A 19,663-nucleotide genomic window follows, 5' to 3' on the forward strand; every position below is an offset into this window, starting at 1 on the left:
ATGAGCATCTCAACCACGAGTATAAAAAGGCCGGTTCTGGCCATTGTGATGAACTTATTGATTGTCCTTTTCGGGATAATCGGGTATACCTTTCTAGGTGTACGGGAATATCCATCTATCGATCCAACGGTGGTTTCGGTAAGAACCTCTTATCCTGGAGCCAACTCCGATATTATCGAATCGCAAATTACCGAACCTTTAGAAAAATCGATCAATTCTATCGATGGGATCAGAAATATCTCTTCATCAAGTAACCAGGGAACAAGTAATATCACCATAGAGTTTAACCTCGATAAAAATATTGAGGAGGCCGCTAATGATGTTCGTGATAAAGTATCGCAAGCTGCAAGAACTTTACCTAAAGATATTGACGGGTTACCTGTTGTAAGTAAGGCAGATGCCAACTCTGATCCGATTTTATCGATGACGATCCAGAGCGATAAACGCAATACACTGGAGTTAAGCGATTTTGCTGAAAACGTAATTGCCGACCGTATCCAAACCATCCCGGGGGTAAGTAGTGTACAAATCCAGGGGCAAAGGAAATATGCCATGCGGATCTGGATGGATCCAAATAAACTAAGTGCTTACGGCTTAACCTCTCAAGATATTGTTACCGCCTTAGACAATGAAAATGTAGAGCTTCCATCAGGAAAAATTACCGGAGCTACTACCGAGCTAACGGTTAAAACTTTAGGAAAACTGACCAACGAAAGCGAGTTTAACAACTTGATCCTGAAAACAGATAGCAACCAGGTAATCAAATTAAAAGATGTGGGTTATGCCGTTTTAGGGCCAGAAAACGAAGAAACCATTTTGCGTGAGTCGGGCAGACCGATGGTGGCCATTGCCATTATCCCACAACCTGGAGCTAACTATCTTGATATCAGTAAAGAGTTTTACAAACGTTTTGATAAATTAAAAGCTGACATTCCACAGGACATTAAGCTAAAAGTAGCTTTAGATAATACTTTGTTTATTAAACGTTCGGTAACAGAGGTAGCCGAAACCATTGGTTTATCACTGGTACTGGTAATCCTGATCATTTACTTGTTTTTTAGGGACTGGGCCATTGCTTTCAGGCCGTTGATCGATATTCCAGTCTCCTTAGTTTTCACTTTCTTCATCATGTATGCCTTTGGCTTCTCCATAAACGTATTAAGTTTACTGGCCATTGTACTGGCTACAGGCCTAGTGGTAGATGATGGTATCGTGGTAACTGAAAATATCTTTAAAAAGGTTGAAGAAGGTATGTCGCCTTTCGAGGCCGCGATAAAAGGATCAAATGAAATCTTTTTTGCCGTAATTTCGATTTCTATTACACTTGCTGCAGTATTCTTACCCGTAATTTTCTTACAGGGTTTTGTTGGCCGTTTATTCAGGGAATTTGGTGTGGTAATTGGCGCTGCCGTATTGGTATCGGCCTTTGTATCCCTCACCTTAACCCCGATGTTGAATGCCTACCTGATGAAAAAAGGCGGACATAAACCATCAAGGTTTTACAATTGGACAGAGCCTTATTTTGTAAAGCTGAACGATGCCTACGAATCGAATTTGAATAAGTTTTTAGATAAAAGATGGCTTTCCATCCCGATTATTCTGGTATGTATGGGCTTAATTTTCTTATTCTGGAAGATCCTACCTAAGGAAACTGCTCCTTATGATGATAGAAGTGCAATCAATATCAACGTAACCACACCAGAAGGTGCATCTTTTACCTATACGGATAAGTTTATCATGAAGCTGAACCAATTGGTGATTGATTCTGTTCCGGAGAAAAATGTGAATATTACCATCACCTCACCGGGTTTTGGTGGCTCGGGTTCTGTAAATTCTGGTTTTGTAAGGATGGGTTTAATCGATCCGGAAGAACGTGAACGTTCGCAAAAAGATATTGCGGATATGCTTACCAGGGTGACTAAAAAATATACCGAAGGTAAAACCATCGTTAACCAGCAGCCTACCATTTCCGTTGGGCGCCGTGGGGGATTACCAATCAGTTATATTATCCAGGCACAGAATTTTGAAAAGCTACGTGAAAAAATCCCGTTGTTCATGGATGCAGTGGCCAAAGACCCTACATTTACGGTTTCGGATGTGAACCTGAAATTTAACAAACCCGAAATTAATCTAACCATAGACCGGGATAAAGCCAAGAATTTAGGGGTTTCTATTTCTGCCATCGCCCAAACCTTAAATCTGGGTTTAAGTGGGCAAAGGTTTTCGTACTTTTTTATGAACGGCAAACAGTATCAGGTAATTGGTCAGTTTGATCGGGGCGACAGAAAAGATCCATTGGATTTGAGCTCGGTTTACGTACGTAACGATAAAGGCGAACTGGTTCAGCTCGACAACGTCGTTACTGCTAAAGAAGAAAGTAGTCCGCCACAACTGTACAGAAACAACCGTTTTATCGCAGCAACTGTTTCGGCAGGTTTAGCACCAGGAAAAAGTATTGGCGAAGGTATAGATGCGATGGATGCCATATCTAAAAAAGTATTGGACGAAACTTTCTCTACTGATTTAAGTGGAGAATCGCGCGATTTTAAAGAAAGTTCATCAAATACTTTCTTTGCCTTCGGTTTAGCCCTCCTATTGGTTTATTTAATCCTTTCGGCACAGTTTGAGAGTTTTAAAGACCCGATTATCATTATTTTAACGGTACCAATGGCCGTTGCCGGTGCATTTTTATCACTGTGGCTCTGCGGACAGAGCTGGAATATTTTTAGCCAGATCGGAACCATTATGCTAATTGGCCTGGTAACCAAAAATGGTATTTTAATTGTCGAATTTGCCAACCAATTAAAAGAAAAAGGCACTCCGATACCAGAAGCCATCCGTGAAGCTGCTGTTTCGCGTTTACGTCCAATTTTAATGACCAGTTTGGCCATTGCAATTGGTGCTTTGCCTATTGCCTTAGCTTTAGGTGCCGCTGCAAAAAGCAGGATGAGTATGGGAACCGTAATTGTAGGTGGAACATTGTTTTCACTGGTATTAACCTTATTTGTAATCCCGGCTATTTACTCTTATTGGGCAAAGCCATACAAACCAAACAAAGAATTAAAAGAAGCCCATCGTTTTGAACAAGAAGCTTTACACACAGAAGAATAAGATGAGCAAGAAATTAAAAATATTGATCCTGTTGTTAAGCCTATCGCTTTCGGGCTTCGCACAAGAGCAACTGAGCTTACAAGAGGCCATCACCATTGCCTTACAGAATAATTACGACATCAAAATCAGCAAAAACCAGATCGATATTGCAAAGAACAACGCCAATATTGGTAATGCGGGGATGTTGCCCAATTTAACCGGAAGTTATACTAATGGTGGAAGTATCCAAAACACCCGTCAAACGCCTGCTACAGGCCCTGACCGGGTAATTACAGGTGCAAAAAGTACCAATAACAGCTATGGTGCTGATTTAAACTGGACCATTTTTGATGGTTTTAGCATGTTTGCCAATTATGACCGTTTGAAAGAATTGCAGAAGCAGGGCGAATTAAACTCCCGCTTAACCATTTTAACCACCGTTGCCGATGTAATTAATGCATATTATGATGTGGTGAGGCAACAACAACTGGTTATTGCTGCTGATAGTGCTATGGATGTTTCGGTATTGCGCACCAGTATCGCCAAAACCAAATTACAGCTTGGTCGTGGTTCTAAACTGGATGTATTAACTGCACAGGTTGATTACAATACGGATACTTCAAATTACCTGCAAACCAAAAATGCTTTACAGGTAGCTAAAATTCGTTTAAACCAATTAATGGTTCGTGATATTGGAACAACATTCTCTGTAGAGCCTAATATAGATGTAGATAAAGGCATCTTATATAGTAAAATGGCCGAAATGGCCGGGCAGCAAAACCCAAATGTGCAAAATGCATTTATTAATCAACGTATTGCTTCCTTAAATTTAAAATCTATACGTGGGGCTCGTTACCCGTCAGTTAGCCTAAACTCTGGTTACAGCAGGGCAAACAGTACAAGCCCAACAGGTTTTAACCAGAAATTTGCTGCTAATGGATTTACTTATGGCGTAACGGCAAGTATCAACTTATTTAATGGTTTTTTACAAAGGCAAAATGAGCGAAATGCCAAGATAGATATTGAAAACTCGAGTTTAACCTTAAGCAAAACCAAACTCGATGTAAACTCGCAATTGCTCACAGCTTATCAAAACTACAGCACTTACCTTGATCTGATTAAATTAGAACAGCGCAATGTGGATATTGCAAAAGAAAACTTAGATATCACTTTAGCAAAATACCGTTTAGGTAGCATAGCCCCTTTAGAACTAAGAGAAGCGCAGCGTAATGCCATCGATGCGCAAAACCGTTTCATTGAAATGCAGTATCAGGCCAAAATAGCCGAAACGAACTTAAAAGCAATTAGTGGAAATATAGATTTATCTAAATAGTTTACTGGTTTATATGTTCATTTGTTCAATAGTCATTAGCTCATTGGTACTTGTCCATTCCTTAGTCAATGGCTGACTGTTGCACAAATCAAATGGTTCGCTGTACTAATTATTTTATTGTAAAATGGATCCGTGTGCCGAGCACTAAACCCAACTGGTTCATTGGTAATTGATTGATCATTTTTTACTACTGACTGGTTATTTATTCACCTAAATAAAGTGGTTTAACAGAAGTAACGAAATTATTTCAAGTATAAAATTTCTATAATTAATTTTTATATTTAGTGCCATGATACTTGTTGCAGATAGTGGCTCATCAAAAACCGATTGGATGGGCTATCACAATGGCGAAACCATTAAATTTAGCACTCCTGGAATAAACCCTTATTTCTTAAGTGAGCAAGAAATAACCAAGCTGATTTCTAAAAATGAATCTTTATTACAATATGCCGATGAGGTAAAAGAAATCTACTTTTTTGGAGCCGGTTGTTCTTCTCCCGACAAACATGAAGTAGTCTCAAATGGTCTGTCAGCCGTTTTTGGTAATGCTTTTATTTCGGTAGACCACGATCTTCTGGGTTCGGTATATGCTACCTGCGGAAATGCCGAAGGTTTAAACTGTATTTTAGGTACGGGATCGAATATCTGTTATTTCGATGGAAAAAAAATCCATGATGGACACCATGGCCTGGGCTATGTTCTTGGCGATGAAGGTTCTGGTACTTTTTTTGGAAAAAAAGTGCTTTTAAGTTATTTGTACGATAAAATGCCATTAACGTTAGCTGCAGAATTTAAAAAGTCTTTCCCTGCAGAAAAAGAGCAAATTATTACGAATGTATATCAAAAACCTTTCCCTAATATCTATCTGGCAGGCTTTAGCCGCTTCATGGCTGATCATAAGGACCATCCATTTATTCAGGACATTTTAAGAAGCGGATTTCAGGAGTTTGTAGATACGAATGTTAAAGACTATCCCAAACACAAAAATGTACCTTGCCACTTTGTAGGCTCTATTGCCTATTATTATCAGGATGCGCTTATTTCGGTATTGGTAGAAAATGGTATCGAGCCAGGTAAAATTTTACAAAAACCGATAGATGAACTGTTTAATTTCATTTTACATAAAGAGGGCATCATACAGCAGGCCAGCTAAACCAAAATATACTTTGCCATAATAAATTGTTAAAATATGTTTAAGATTGTAAACATATCCACGAAAACTTTTGTTATACTTTTAACAGCATATAATTGCACACACATATGAAGAGAATACTGGTAGTAGATGACGATATTGAGGTTTTAGAAACCATACAATTAATACTGGAAATCGGAGGGTTTAAAGTATCAGCACTGAATGATGGTGAAGAGATTTTTAACAGAATTGAAAAATTCAATCCAGATTTAATCTTACTTGATATTTCCCTCGGGCATATTGATGGGCGTGTATTATGCGAACAATTAAAATCCATTGAAAGCACTTCTAAAATTCCAATTTTACTTATTTCTGGCTTATACGATCAAAAAGATTTTACAACCTTAAACTACGGTCAGGACGATTTCTTATCAAAACCATTCCAAATGGATGTGTTGCTTAAAAAGATTAGTAAAATCCTATCATTGGAAGAAGATAAACCAAGTTTTCATTTAAATTAATTTCCATTCGGATCCAAAATATTAGCCAGAAAGACTTTAATCTTCCTGGCTTTTTTATTTTATCTTGTATCTATCTTAAAACAAAAAACTGCATATCATGAAACCAAGTGAAGAATGGTTAAAGACCTGGAATGAAAAGCGTAACCTGCTGGCTTGCCCAAACAACCTTAACGATTATTTCGAAGAAACAACTGTAGGAGGAAAAAAAATCGATCATCTTGAACTTGGTAGCGTATCCATTCCAACAGGAGAGATTTTGGTACGCGATCCATTGGTTTATATTCAAAAAGATGCCGAGCCTTATCTGATCAAAGTACCAACGGGCGAATTCCCCGTTACTGCCGCTGTAGTGGTGCCTGATGATGATGATTGTGCCCGTTATGCCGCGGTTAAGGTGCAGTTTACCGCTCATGATGCCATCAGGTTTGAAGAAGCATTAATCGGAACGGAAGACCTTGTTGATTTTAATGAAGGCGAATTTTTCGGGTTTAATGTGGATGCGGGTTTAGGATGTGTTTTAGATAAAGAAACACTAAAACATTTCTGTGCTTTTCAGGATAAATTTCACAACGAAAATCCAGGTAAAAATCTATACGATGATCATTTCGCGATACTTTTTGCCGCTAACTACGCCGAAAATCCTATTTATCAACGCGAAGCCGGCGACTGGATCAACTGGAAAATCCCAGAAACAGATTATCACATCCCATTTTTCCAGAGTGGCTTTGGTGATGGCACCTACCCTGTTTATTATGGTTTTGATGTTGAAGATAAGGTGTGCTCGCTAATTATCCAGTTTATTGATATTGAATTGGCTTATGGTGAGGAAGAGTAAATTACGATTACTAATGATGATCTGTGCGGCAATATTATTAAGTTAAGCCAAAAATGATTTAACCACAGATAGGAAGGATACACACAGATATGAAATCTGTGTGTATCTGCGGTTAAAAACCCTTATCTTTTTAACTTAAGTACATTGGTCTGTGAGGACACAGACCTCGGAATCGACTACAGAAGAAAAGGTCTTCGACTCCGCTCAGACTGACAACGACTGTGATTAACTTAACAACATAGTGGAAATAAAGACTATGGAATAGGCGCTATGAATGGAAACCCCTCCTACTGGCACAGCACTAACGGATCTAAACCCGATGGCACTAATGCCCCCGATTTTCATCGGGGCAGAAGGTACAGCGGGGCTAATATTGATTGAAATACCGGCTTTGCTTTCCAAATGATTATAAAACTATGAAATAAAAAGAGTGGCAAGAGTAAATAATGATATTTGTAGCGGTCTGTGAGGACACAGGACCAAGGATTAGATTTCTCGGCTGCGTTGCACTGCGCTCGAAATGACGATCGCTTTTGAATCTTTACCAAAAAAATAATCATTCCTCTACATCCATTCTTTCTCCATCTTACGTTTTCCATCTTACATTTCCCATCGCACCTTCCTACTGTCATTTTGGCAAACAAATTCTTTTGGAACAACCCTTGTTATGCTCGATATAGATTTAAACAATTTATTTACATATGAGCATACAGGAAAAAGGAAATATTTCGATACATACCGAAAATATTTTCCCGATAATTAAGAAGTTTTTATACTCTGATAACGAAATTTTTCTTCGTGAGTTGGTTTCTAATGCAGTAGATGCTGTCCAGAAAATTAAAAGACTAGGTTCATTAGGCCAGTTTAATGGCGAGGTTGGTACACCATTGGTACAAGTTTCGGTTGATAAGGATGCTAAAACCATTACCATTAGTGATAATGGTTTGGGAATGACGGCCGAAGAGATTAAAAAGTACATTAACCAGGTTGCATTTTCTGGCGCAAGTGAGTTTGTAGAGAAATTTAAAGATGCTAAAGATGCCAATGAAATCATCGGTAAATTCGGTTTAGGTTTCTATTCGGCCTTTATGGTTGCAGATTTAGTGGAAATTCAAACTTTATCATACCAGGATGGCGCCGAGCCTGCACGCTGGGTTTGTGATGGAAGTACAGAATTTGAAATTACTGAAGGCACTAAAACTACCCGCGGTACCGATATTATCCTCCATGTAAACAAAGATTCGGAAGAGTTTTTAGAAGAAAGCAAACTGCAGGAAATCCTTAATAAATACGCTAAATTTTTACCAGTTCCAATTAAGTTTGGTACTAAAACAGAATCGGTTGAAGATGGCGTAGATGAAGAGGGTAAAGCTAAATATAATGATGTTGAAGTTGATAATATTATCAATACCACTAACCCGATCTGGACAAAAGCTCCTGCAGATTTGTCAGATGAGGATTATTTAAACTTTTACCGCGAATTATATCCATTTAGTGAAGAACCATTGTTCTGGATCCACTTAAATGTTGATTATCCTTTTAATTTAACAGGCGTATTGTATTTCCCTAAGTTGAAAAACGATTTTGAAATGCAACGTAACAAAATCAAATTGTACTCGCGCCAGGTATTTATTACCGATGAAGTAAAAGATATTGTTCCTGAATTCTTAATGTTATTGCATGGGGTAATCGACTCGCCAGATATTCCTTTAAATGTATCGCGTAGTTTCTTGCAGGCCGATAGCAATGTTAAAAAGATCAATAACTATATTACCAAAAAGGTTGCCGATAAATTAGGTGAGTTGTTTGCTAAAGACCGTAAAGCGTATGAAGATAAATGGAAAGACATTGGTCTTTTTGTAAAATACGGTATGATTAGCGAAGAGAAGTTTTACGACAAAGCCAAAGATTTTGCTTTGGTGGGAAATACTAAAAAAGAACTTTTCACGCTTCCTGAATATAAAGAAAAGGTATCTCCTTTGCAGACTGATAAAAACGGAACAGTAGTGTATTTATATACCAATGATGCCGCGAAACAAGATGCGTTTATCCAGTCAGTCAATAAAAAAGATTATGATGTTTTAGTGCTGGACTCGCCAATCGACAATCACTTTATTAATCAGTTAGAGCAAAAATTAGAAAAAACATCGATTAAACGTGTTGATTCGAGCGTTGCAGATAAATTAATTGAGAAAGACGAGCAGAACGAGCATGTTTTAACTGAAGACCAGGTAAAAGAAGTAACGGCTATTTTTGAAAAAGCCATAACCAAACCAGGGATGCAGGTAGAAATTGTGGCTTTACATCCTGAAGAATTACCCGTAACCATCACTATGGATGAGTTTATGCGCCGGATGAAAGATATGGCTGCTATGGGCGGTGGAATGGGCTTCTATGGCCAGATGCCAGACAATTACAAGGTTGCCATTAATGGAAACCACAAGTTGATCAGCAAGATTTTAAATGCTGATGAAGCAGAACAAAGCACCTTGGCTAAACAAGCAGTAGATTTAGCGCTATTGGCTCAAGGTATGTTAACCGGAGCAGAGTTAACCGCCTTTGTAAGCAGAAGTGTAGAATTAATTTAATCAGGAAGTCCTGTCATTATTTAGAGGGAGAAACTGAATCAGTTTCTCCCTTTTCTTTTGCTAAAACGCATAAAAAAAAGTCCTGATCAGATCAGGACTTTTAGATGGAATTTTTTGGGAACTCTTAGATTAAATTAATGTGGTTACCTTTTGGCTACTACTTTAGTTTTCTGATCTACATTGAAATAGTCTTTATGATCTTCTATCATTTTAGCAATAATAGCTGCTTTGGTATCCGTTATTTTAAACTCAAACAATGGCTCTTGATTTTTCTTTGATCTCACCATTTTCTCTGTATAAAAGCGATAAACCAAGCCATTCGTTAGTAAGCCATATTTTGCTTTTGTTTTACGGAAGTATTTGGATAGGCGTGAATCGTGAATATCCAAATTATCGTTGTGGTGTTTACATTCTACGAGAATTGCAGGCTCACCATCTTTCATAATAGTATAATCAACTTTTTTACTTTTTTTAACCCCGAAGTCTAGAACAGCTTCAGATTGAACCTCAGAGGGGTCAAATCCCAAGATTTGGATAAAAGGCATAACTAACGCATTCCGTGTTAAATCCTCAGATTGAACTTGTGGAAGCATTTTCTTAATTCTTACGGCAAACTGCCCGATTTCGTCTTTCAATTCCATATTGTTATCTATTTTAGGTAGTTAATTTTTTAAATTATATTGGTTAAATACCGAATTTGCAGTGATAATAATTTGGTCTAAACTTTGTTTGTCAAAAAAGTTTCTGTTCAACATATCAACCATATAGGTTAATTTGTTGATGTCATTTGCCTGCATCGTAAACTGAAAACTTTTCATACCGTCTTTTATAGCTTGTTGTACGTAATTACGTACAACCAAAAAAGATTTCCTGAACGCATATTCGCCATCTAACTGGCCCTTAGCAGGCTTCTGTCCATCAAGATTACTATATTCATTTTGCATTCTCTGATACATATCTGAATTGATTCCTTGATTTTTCAGAACCCCCTTGTAGTAGACTTTATTCAGTAAATACTCGTATTCGTTGTTTTTCATGTGGATGCTTGGTAGATGTAGGGAATATGTCTTTGCTTTTTGGTATTTCTTTTTTTCTTTAATCTAACCCAGTATTGTATGGCCTGTTTTTAATTTTATTATCTACAGGCTACACAAGATTGGGCAGGCAGATGTTTTCATAATTAGTAGTTTTCACCGCTAATTATTTTGTTTTTGGCAAACAGTTTAAAGATTATAAAAAGAACGGGTGCAGATAATTTTTTTACATCAACCCCGTAGAATATTACACGAAACCCTGGTTTTTTTTAGACAAAACCGGATATGAGTTTTTTTTGGGTGCAATTGTTAATTCAATTCATTTTTATTTAACTTGCATTCAAATCAAATAAACCCACATATTTATACTCATGAATCTAAAATGCGTTGTTATAGACGACGAGCAACATGCAATTGAAGTATTAACTGACCACATTGCAGAAATGCCTGGTTTAACAGTTTTTAAAACTTTTACCAGCCCTGTCCAGGCACTTACTGAGATAAGTATTGAGGACGAAATTGATTTATTATTTATGGATATTGATATGCCGGGAATCAACGGATTGGAACTGGCCAAAAATATCAGAGAAAAAGCAAAATATTTAATTTTTACAACCGCTCATCCTGATTATGCTTTGCAAGCATTTGATGTACAATCAGATCAGTACTTATTAAAACCTATTTCTTTTGCAAAATTTGCATTAGGTATTGATAGGATTTTAAAAAAGGAATCCACTAACAGTAGTAAAACTACTACGAAAGAAGCTGATCAGGTTGCGGCCCTTTACATCAAGGGCGACCATAAATATGCTTTTTCCAACATCGCTATTGACGAAATACTTTATATCAAAGCACTCCAGAACTATATACAGATTATTACTAAGTCTGAAATCCACACGACCTATCTTACACTTAAGGAAATTGAAAAGGCCTTAGAAAGCCATCCTTTTATCCGCGTTAATAAATCGAACATTGTGGCTAAATCGGCAATCAAAAAAGTAGATGGAAATATAATCCGTTTGGTAAATAATGAGATGATCCAAATTGGCGAAGGTTACAAAGAAGCTTTCTTCGGTTATGTACAAAGTAGTTTGTTAAAATCTAATCGAAATCAATAAACTACTAAAGGTCCACAATCCAGCTAGTCATTACTATTGTGTGGCTTTGGTCACCTGTAGGGTTAGTAGTAAAGTTATTTTGACCTTTAACATTCTTATAAACGAAAATAGTTTTTTTTGCAAGTTTAGTAGTGTGTTGTGCTTTCATGATATTATATATTAATAAATATTTATTGTTGTAATTAATTTCTGTAAAGATGCAGCCTAAAATTAACCACAACCATTTTTTTACACAAAACCCCAATTTTAGGAGATAAAAACCCTATTTTAATAGATTTAAAGCGAAAAAATGACTTTTTCAACCCTCAAAACATTATATAAAAAATATAAACTTCACCTGCTTATCTGGAGTATTTACATCATATATGAAGTATTTATTTTGGGTTATGCATCTAAACAATTCAAACCGCCTGGTATCTATCTTCTTATATATATCACTAATATTTCTGTTTTTTATTCACATTCATTTTTATTAAAAAAAGTATTAAATAAAAAGAATCGAGCCTTCAAATTCATCAAGGTTTCAATACTAATATTTTCCATGTTAATAGCTTATATTTTAATAAGTTATGTACTTGTATTGTTATTTGGAAAAATTGGGATAATAGAAAGTGAAAATTGGGACTTTATTGGCCGAAATTTTATATTATCATGTATTTATAGGGCATTATTATTTATAGGTTTTTCTACTGGCTACGTTTATATCATTAAATCATTTCAAGACCAAAAGAAAGTAGAAGCACTGGAACGTCAGAACCTGGTTACCCAAATAGAAAAACAGGCATTAGAGAACGATCTGGTTCAATCGCAAAACAATTATCTGCGCAGTCAAATCAATCCACACTTTCTATTTAACACGTTAAACTTTATCTATAACGATGCCCGCAAAAAGGCACCCATGGCAGCAGATGCCATTATGAATCTGTCAGAAATGATGCGTTATGCCCTAAAACGCCCTGAAGCTTCAGAGATGGTTCCGCTGAGTGAAGAAATTGAGCAGATTGAACACCTGATCAATCTCCATAAACTGCGAACGGCTAATACCATCAACCTGGAACTTGAAGTAACGGGCGATATGTTTGGATTAAGATTTCCTCCGCTTATCTTATTAACTTTGGTTGAAAATATATTTAAGCACGGAAATATTTCACACTCTACCCAACAGGCGATCATTAAAATCACTTACGAAGGAGACAAGCTGAATATCAGCACCATAAACATGATTAATGATAATAAAGGCAAACAGACAGAAAGCCATCATGTAGGGATTGACAATGTTGGCAAGCGCCTGAGCAGTTTTTATGGTAATGATTATATATTCAGGTATTATAAGGATCCACTTAACCGCTTCATTACAGAAATAGATGTGACTGTGGTTAATCCGTTGGCCAGGTTAAACCGCTAAATTTTTGTTGCATTCTGACGCTGAATATCTTTTAGTAAAAAATAGTATATCACCATTTCATGTGTTCGCTGATCTTTGTTAAAGAGTCTGTTTACGTGCATGTGTATTAAATCGGTTAACAACTTTAACACATTTTCAGGCGCACATTGTGTAAGAATCCTGATAAAAGAGTCTGAAAACACACTAAAGCCCTGCTCCTGTTCTACTGTTAACGCTGTCCATTCTGTTTTTCGAAACTCCTGATAATGAACATTTAATTGTTTAAAATCGGTTGCGTCTAACCGATGCTCTTCATTAAAGTTATCAGACATTAATCTCACAACCCTATTGATGGCGGCCTTATCTATAAGATTAGCTCCGATAATTTTTGCGACCAAAAGGCTGCACAATTTATATTTGTTAAAATCATCTGTCTGGGTTTCTAAAAGCGATACTACAAATGCACTATCTACAGCGAAGTGCCGTTCAACATCTTCAATCATATTACTGCCATAACGTTCTAGCTCACGCTTGTAGGTTTTAATCTGTACATCAGACACCAAACCTGAGTTTAAAAGCGATTCGAGATCATCCATAAGCCTTGATATTAACAGCTGCCCATCTATAGGATTGTTTAGTTGAATCCTAAACCGGATGTGGTTTCCGTTTTCATTGTAACGGATAAAAAACCACGATTTTACCTGATCTGAATGAGTGGTCAGGAATGGTGCTATGACTTCCGTCAAAATCTGATCGCTACGTTGCTGATGGCAATAAATTTCAAAATAAAGCCATTCTTTACCTGGCAGGAAAAATCGGGTTACCCCGGCATTTACTGATATTTCTACCAAGCCACGATAAATTTGCTCATCATGACTTATACTCAGAACAAACTGTGCCAGATAGGGCTTAGCTGCTTCATCAACCACGATACTATTTTGAGGGATTAGTATTTCTTCAATATAAGTACTGCCTTGTTTTTGTACGTATTGTAGAAAAGCATTGATATCATCGTCGTTTTGCAGGGCAAAGCATAAAGTTTGATCGGACATACCGGCTTTAAAATATTCGCTAACGCCTAAATTGTTTAGGTATGATCTACATTCTGCGATGGGTAGCAACTTTTGATCGGGCCCTAACAGGACTTCTTTTTTAATTTTCCATTTATTACTGCTTAAAACTATATTCTGATATTGTAACCTTGGGTAATAATCCAAATCAGGGTAAATGGTATCGAGCGGAAAGGAAAGATTTGTTTGCAAGCCTTGATGTTGCAAATCGCACAATAACCTAAATACAGAAAGATCTGAACGGATGTAGTTGTAGGCAGAAGCCATTCTTGGCACCAGCCGTTTATTTAACTGCTTAGAGCGAAGGATAATCTCTGTACCCCGAACTGAGATTTGTATATCATTTAAAGCAAGTGGCGCGGTTGAGGTATCAAAATTTAATATCGACAATTGATGCCCGTAGATTAACTTCCGCCGGTTTACATTATCTACATTGGCTTCTACCATATAGGCCACATCAAAAAACAACACCCCGGGATTTGCTTGTTGTTCTGCGGATGCAATGTCTTTAGCGTACTGCTCTACCTCCCCGGATGCCATGGTAAACCTTCCATTTAGCGCATTTGAGGTTACTCCACCGATCTGTTCTATAAAAATCAAATCATCATGAACAGACATTACCATACTGAATGAATTCGGTAAAGGTGCTGTTTTTTGATTCGGTGTCAAGACAAGTTTGTTCAGATAAACTGTTTTGCCTTTCTCAAATTTTTGTTTAGTCAGGTAGGGTTTTAGTGCCGTTCTAATATTTTCCGTCCCTACTTTTTTGGGTGGCTTATTGTTAAAGCGCGTGATAAACCCGCTATTTTGCCCAGATTGCTCCAACTCATCGTATCCTACACCCATTTCAGGATCAAGCGCCAATAAAAGCGGTACCTCCCGATCTTCGAATTTTTTCTTAAACCGAACCTGGAACTGGCTAAGGGCATCACGATCTTTAGCAGGCATTATATTATGAAGCATACTGATCAAACCTGGAATGGCCTGAAGCGAACGTTCATTAATAACACCAGATAAAGCTATGCGTTCCGCGATAAGGTATTTTGGTAACTCAGCCGTATTAGCAAGCCCTAATCGCTTAAAATAATCATCTCCGATAATATTGGGATCGTAGTTGGTAAAGACAAGCTGTAAATCGTGCATATCCTGCAGCAACCCAAACAGTGCCTTTACCTCAGTATCACTTAAATTTAATTGTTTTGCCAGGTCATTAAACCTGAGTGGCTTCAGGCAAGCCGTTAATATTTGTATTACAAAATCGTCCTGATCCAGCTCGGCCAGTTCGAAAACACCATCAGTACATGCTATATAGCGGATACTATTAGGTGTTAAATAATAACTGCTGTTACTAAATATGAGGCAGTTCTTTTGCAACAGATCTGCCAAAGGCAATTGAATATTATTTTTGTGAGGCCAATCAATCAGTTCTCGGACCTTTAAAGCTTCTTCAACTACTATTCTGCTTTCGGATGGTTTAATGGCATTACTTAACAGACTAAAACTAGCAAAAGTGCCATAAGGGGTGGCTCTGAATTTCGCACGGTTAAAATATTTCCAGATGGTAAAATAAACCTTAGGTGGAAGATCTTTGAGTTCATTTGCCTTTACTTCTTTTATGGTTTCGTAAAAGGCTGCGGAAGATATTGAAATGGCCAGTTTTAATTCCTCCCAACAATCTGCCAGTTCGGATTGATATGAAAATTTAGGTGTTCTAAAAATTACGGTTGGTTGGATATTCAGCTTCATTGTATTTAAATGATGCGTGAAAATTACAAAGATTAATTTAAAAAGTTATCAATTGACAGTTTTCAGTTTACATCTAACTGCAAATTGCCAACTGAAAACTTTTTATGCGGTTAGTATGGATTTACACCCCTTCATTAACCAAGGATCTTTCATTTTAGTGGATTGAAATCCACAGCACAATAGGTCGGGATTACAAATCCCAACCAGCCCGATAAAAAAAGCCATCTTCTTTTTAGGAAGATGGCTCGCCATGCAATGTCATTAAGTTAAGTACTGTAGTCGCTAGTCTAAGGTGTAATTTATTGTATAAAAATCAATATGAGTGACGTACAATCGTTTCCCTTGTCCTACGGCTCAGTCTTGCCTCGGCTCGCCGCCGCCGAAGGGCTCTTTCTTTTTGGCATCAAAAAGAAACAAAAACTGCCGGCTGAAAATTTTTCTTTTAAAGCCGCTTGTTCGGCCAGAAAAGTGCAGCCCGAAAAATTTGTTAGGCCGGATTTAAGTAGAACGGGAATACCGTGCTCTGGCCTAGCTGGATGGAAATGCAAAAGCAATTAAAATACTGATTAATAATAGCTTACAAAACAACGTCAACGATAGCATAGTCGAAGACTTCTTAAGATTGATAATTCGCAAATAAATACCCTTCGACTACGCTCAGGGTGACATCTTTTTGCGCTTTATCCTTTAACTTAATGACATTTATCGCAGAGCTGTTAGTATATCTTATTTTTTAGTTACTTTAAATTCTGTTCTTCTGTTTTTAGCTCTTCCTTCAGGATTATCCTTTTTCTTGCGTTTTACAACAATTTCGTTTGGCGCAATCGGCATCGATTCTCCATATCCTTTAGAAGTCATTCTGGCAGCGGCAACTCCTTTACTTTCCAAATAATCTGTACAAGATTTAGCTCTTCTGTTCGATAGGTCTAAGTTGTACTCATCTGTACCAATATTATCAGTATGAGAACCTAGTTCTATTTCCATTTCGGGATTATCTTCCATAATCGGGATCAGGAAATCTAATACTTTTTTAGAAGGTTCAGTAAGTTCTGTACTGTTAAATTCGTAATAAACATTATCCAAAGTTATCGGGATACCCAATTTGAAAGGGCTTAAACAATAATCTTTATAAATCAAGGTATCTGCCTTTGCCAGTTCTTCGTAAACGTAGTTTTTAGTAATTGAGAAATAATTATCTTTTGCAAAAAGCAATTTGACCGGTCTTTTCGAATCTACTTTAAAACTGTAAATTCCATCGGTACCTGTAGTTATTTTCTGTGATCCTTCTGCATTTGTTAAAGTTACAATGGTACCTGCCAAAGGCAATTTAGTTTTACAATCGGTTAAAAGGCCTGCAACAGAAAGGTATTCTTTTTTCACTTCAAACACCTCCAAACAACAAGATGATTCGCGATCAGAACTAATGTATCCTTTTGTTCCTTTATCATCAGTTGCGGTAAAGTAAAGATCATCTTTTGAAGAGTTGAACGGATAACCGAGATTTTTAGGCTCAGACCAATTTACCAGATCGCCCTCTGACTCAAAAAAATCAAGGCCACCGAAACCAATACGTCCATCGGTACTGAACAATAATTTTTTGGTTAATGAATTATAATACGGTGCACGTTCGTCATCTCCGGTATTAATGGTTGATCCAAAATTTACAGCCTGCCCTAATGACCCATCTTCACGTAAAGCACAATACCAAAGGTCGAATTTACCATAACCACCACTTCTATCAGACGAGAAAAGAAGGAATTTACCATCGCTGGTCACAAAAGGTTGTGAAGAATTAAAATCTCTACTGTTTACCTGTAAACCAACGGGTTGTGGATCTGCCCATTTATCACCAGTTTTTTTAGAAGAGTAAATAGCATATTTTTCTTTATCCTTCCAGGCGGTAAAGTACATTGTATTTCCGTCAGGGGTAAAAGTAACCGCAGCAATTTCCATGTTTTTAGGAAAATTGATATCGATTTTTCTTACTGCTATATCTGCCGAAGTTAATTCGCCTTTAGCTGCATAGATATTGTTGATGAATGGATTGGTTTTAGTTGATACCTGAATTTCTCCGGCATCTGTTTTAACCATATCTTTTTTACTACCCACAGCAACCGGACGTGATGAAGTGAAATATAATTCGTTATTGATTATAACGGGCGCATAGTTAGATCCTAAACCATTTACATTGCCAGGTACTTTTTTAACCTGCACTATGCGTGGAAAGCGCATTTCTTCGATTGCAAACTTACACGACTCAATTTCCTTTTGTGCTTCTTTAGCCAAAGCATCGCCAGGATTTTTCTGGATAAACTGCTGAAAAGCATCAATAGCCGGATTAAATTTTTTATTTGCCCTTAAGCTTTCAGCATAATAATACAGCGCCTTTCTAAAACGAGTATTCGTAAAGGTTATCGCTATAGCATAATATTTTTCAGCCTCATTAAATTCCCTATACAGCCTGCTGGATTCTGCAAGGTTATAAATTGATCCTTCATAATCTTCTATCACTTTATCATCAGAGGCTAATTTTCTTTCTTTACCATAAGGTAAAATGGCCTGGGTACTATCGCCGGTAATTTTTAAGGCCTTTTTATAAAAGGTAGATGCTGCATAATAATCCTTATTTTCGAAATAGGTATCTGCAACCTTTTTATAATTTACCACATACTGTGCGTTTGCAAAACCGCCAAATGCCACTAACAAAAAGAGTAATATTTTTTTCATCTTTCTAAACTTGTTTTCAATGGTGCTGAAACGATCATGGTTTTAAAGCATAATAGTTTCATTTGAATAATTATAATCTTGGGCAAAAGAAGTTTGGACCAATGATACCATTACGGCCAATTAACGAGATGGAAAGCTCTAAACCACCGTTACTGTTAGAGGCACGGTTAAAAGTAGAGGTATTTACATCATAACTTAAGCCGAAAACCATGTTATTTAATTGTAAGCCAACAAAGGCAATTGCTGCATCTTTATTGCGGTAGTTACCACCAAATAAAATATTTGCAGATGGATTAACATTAAGCTGTGCATAAGCACCCAACGAAACTTCGTTTGTATTACCCTGGTACATAAACAATGCATTGGGTACAATATCCAACAACTCCGAAGCCTTGATTCTTGCCCCACCATGAGCAGTAAAACGAATCGGAATACGTGAATTTGAGCCAGAGAAACGATCCATGGGGCGGTTTAAGTGTGCTGCACTTGCGCCTAAGAAAACGTTTACACTTTTGTTCGGGTTACCATCGAAGAACATAATACCTGCGTTTATATCAGGAACCAGCGATGATTGAGAAGAAAGCGTTTCGCCATTCATACCACCATCATAACCTGAAACTGGATTAAACTGATTGCCAAACCTGGCCTGAGAGAAATCGAAACTACGGTTAATTATACCTGCCTGTAAGCCAAAGCTCACCATCTGCAAGCCCTCGGCACCAAACCGCAAACGGTATGAGCCTGATACCAGGGCAGAGAGGTAGTTAAAATCCAGCTCTCCAGCCCTTTGATTTAAAATGGTTGCACCAAATGCCAGGTTCTTTTTGGGAGCCATATCGAAAGATGCTCCACCTGTTAAAAAAGAACTATTTAGCGCACTCCATTGTTGTTTAAAGTTTACGGTTGCACGGTAATCGCCATCTATTACACCCGTTAATGCCGGGTTAAGGTATAACGGATTTGCATAGTATTGTGAAAAATGCGGATCAGTTTGCGCAAAGGACTTGGCTGTACACAGCAGCAATCCTAGCACTGCAACATATATTTTTAAAGCCGATAGTATTTTCATGGTCTTTGATTTTATC

General features: G+C 37.3%; 13 protein-coding genes. 8 read left to right on the forward strand and 5 right to left on the reverse strand.

The annotated features are described in order from the left end of the window. The 6 genes from KYH19_RS16875 (at position 1) to htpG (ending at position 9,499) form a co-directional block, all read left to right on the forward strand. A complete protein-coding gene (locus KYH19_RS16875; RefSeq protein ID WP_132403066.1) occupies positions 1–3,111 on the forward strand; it encodes an efflux RND transporter permease subunit in 3,111 nt (1,036 codons plus the stop codon). A 1-nt stretch (position 3,112) separates the two neighbouring features. Next, on the forward strand, positions 3,113–4,423 hold the full coding sequence (locus KYH19_RS16880) for a TolC family protein (RefSeq protein ID WP_132403063.1): 1,311 nt from the start codon (positions 3,113–3,115) through the stop codon (positions 4,421–4,423). A 289-nt stretch (positions 4,424–4,712) separates the two neighbouring features. Continuing rightward, positions 4,713–5,576, forward strand: a complete 864-nt coding sequence (locus KYH19_RS16885) for an N-acetylglucosamine kinase (RefSeq protein ID WP_255562454.1) — start codon at positions 4,713–4,715, stop codon at positions 5,574–5,576. A gap of 107 nt (positions 5,577–5,683) precedes the next feature. Continuing rightward, positions 5,684–6,076, forward strand: a complete 393-nt coding sequence (locus tag KYH19_RS16890; RefSeq protein WP_132403060.1) for a PleD family two-component system response regulator — start codon at positions 5,684–5,686, stop codon at positions 6,074–6,076. Between the two features lie 97 nt (positions 6,077–6,173). Next, positions 6,174–6,911: a DUF4241 domain-containing protein gene (locus tag KYH19_RS16895; protein WP_219075945.1), complete on the forward strand. Its 738-nt coding sequence runs from the start codon at positions 6,174–6,176 to the stop codon at positions 6,909–6,911. 701 nt (positions 6,912–7,612) lie between these two features. Then, complete coding sequence (htpG, locus tag KYH19_RS16900) at positions 7,613–9,499, forward strand: molecular chaperone HtpG (RefSeq protein ID WP_219075946.1); 1,887 nt, start codon at positions 7,613–7,615, stop codon at positions 9,497–9,499. 143 nt (positions 9,500–9,642) lie between these two features. Here htpG and KYH19_RS16905 read toward each other — a convergent pair whose 3' ends face one another. Further along, positions 9,643–10,140 (reverse strand): type I restriction enzyme HsdR N-terminal domain-containing protein, encoded by a 498-nt coding sequence (locus KYH19_RS16905; protein ID WP_219075947.1) that lies wholly within the window; start codon positions 10,138–10,140, stop codon positions 9,643–9,645. Between the two features lie 21 nt (positions 10,141–10,161). Continuing rightward, positions 10,162–10,536 (reverse strand): hypothetical protein, encoded by a 375-nt coding sequence (locus KYH19_RS16910; RefSeq protein WP_219075948.1) that lies wholly within the window; start codon positions 10,534–10,536, stop codon positions 10,162–10,164. A gap of 368 nt (positions 10,537–10,904) precedes the next feature. On the opposite strand from KYH19_RS16910, the gene KYH19_RS16915 reads away from it, so the two are divergent. Together KYH19_RS16915 and KYH19_RS16920 are read left to right on the forward strand one after the other, a co-directional pair. Then, positions 10,905–11,651, forward strand: coding sequence for a LytTR family DNA-binding domain-containing protein (locus KYH19_RS16915; RefSeq protein WP_219075949.1), 747 nt, complete (start codon positions 10,905–10,907; stop codon positions 11,649–11,651). Positions 11,652–12,192: 541 nt separating this feature from the next. After that, positions 12,193–13,056 carry a sensor histidine kinase gene (locus tag KYH19_RS16920; protein WP_219075950.1) on the forward strand — a complete coding sequence of 288 codons (864 nt, stop codon included), beginning with the start codon at positions 12,193–12,195 and terminating at the stop codon, positions 13,054–13,056. On the opposite strand, the gene KYH19_RS16925 is transcribed toward KYH19_RS16920, so the two are convergent. The 3 genes from KYH19_RS16925 to KYH19_RS16935 all read right to left on the reverse strand — a co-directional run bounded on the left by KYH19_RS16925 (position 13,053) and on the right by KYH19_RS16935 (position 19,647). Continuing rightward, the gene (locus KYH19_RS16925; RefSeq protein ID WP_219075951.1) at positions 13,053–15,851 is read right to left on the reverse strand and encodes a lantibiotic dehydratase; all 2,799 of its coding nucleotides are present in this window, start codon (positions 15,849–15,851) and stop codon (positions 13,053–13,055) included. The genes KYH19_RS16920 and KYH19_RS16925 overlap by 4 nt on opposite strands. 726 nt (positions 15,852–16,577) lie before the next feature. Continuing rightward, positions 16,578–18,578: an OmpA family protein gene (locus KYH19_RS16930; protein ID WP_219075952.1), complete on the reverse strand. Its 2,001-nt coding sequence runs from the start codon at positions 18,576–18,578 to the stop codon at positions 16,578–16,580. A 70-nt stretch (positions 18,579–18,648) separates the two neighbouring features. Continuing rightward, on the reverse strand, positions 18,649–19,647 hold the full coding sequence (locus KYH19_RS16935) for a PorP/SprF family type IX secretion system membrane protein (RefSeq protein ID WP_219075953.1): 999 nt from the start codon (positions 19,645–19,647) through the stop codon (positions 18,649–18,651). Between the last annotated feature and the right edge of the window lie 16 nt (positions 19,648–19,663).

This window comes from Pedobacter sp. D749 (genome assembly GCF_019317285.1).
GTDB lineage: Bacteria > Bacteroidota > Bacteroidia > Sphingobacteriales > Sphingobacteriaceae > Pedobacter.

Coding starts and splice junctions, on each gene's coding strand:
- htpG (WP_219075946.1), top strand. CDS start 7,613: ATGAGCATACAGGAAAAAGGAAATATTTCGATACATACCGAAAATATT.
- KYH19_RS16880 (WP_132403063.1), top strand. CDS start 3,113: ATGAGCAAGAAATTAAAAATATTGATCCTGTTGTTAAGCCTATCGCTT.
- KYH19_RS16930 (WP_219075952.1), bottom strand. CDS start 18,578: ATGAAAAAAATATTACTCTTTTTGTTAGTGGCATTTGGCGGTTTTGCA.
- KYH19_RS16935 (WP_219075953.1), bottom strand. CDS start 19,647: ATGAAAATACTATCGGCTTTAAAAATATATGTTGCAGTGCTAGGATTG.
- KYH19_RS16925 (WP_219075951.1), bottom strand. CDS start 15,851: ATGAAGCTGAATATCCAACCAACCGTAATTTTTAGAACACCTAAATTT.
- KYH19_RS16910 (WP_219075948.1), bottom strand. CDS start 10,536: ATGAAAAACAACGAATACGAGTATTTACTGAATAAAGTCTACTACAAG.
- KYH19_RS16890 (WP_132403060.1), top strand. CDS start 5,684: ATGAAGAGAATACTGGTAGTAGATGACGATATTGAGGTTTTAGAAACC.
- KYH19_RS16875 (WP_132403066.1), top strand. CDS start 1: ATGAGCATCTCAACCACGAGTATAAAAAGGCCGGTTCTGGCCATTGTG.
- KYH19_RS16920 (WP_219075950.1), top strand. CDS start 12,193: ATGTTAATAGCTTATATTTTAATAAGTTATGTACTTGTATTGTTATTT.
- KYH19_RS16905 (WP_219075947.1), bottom strand. CDS start 10,140: ATGGAATTGAAAGACGAAATCGGGCAGTTTGCCGTAAGAATTAAGAAA.
- KYH19_RS16915 (WP_219075949.1), top strand. CDS start 10,905: ATGAATCTAAAATGCGTTGTTATAGACGACGAGCAACATGCAATTGAA.
- KYH19_RS16885 (WP_255562454.1), top strand. CDS start 4,713: ATGATACTTGTTGCAGATAGTGGCTCATCAAAAACCGATTGGATGGGC.
- KYH19_RS16895 (WP_219075945.1), top strand. CDS start 6,174: ATGAAACCAAGTGAAGAATGGTTAAAGACCTGGAATGAAAAGCGTAAC.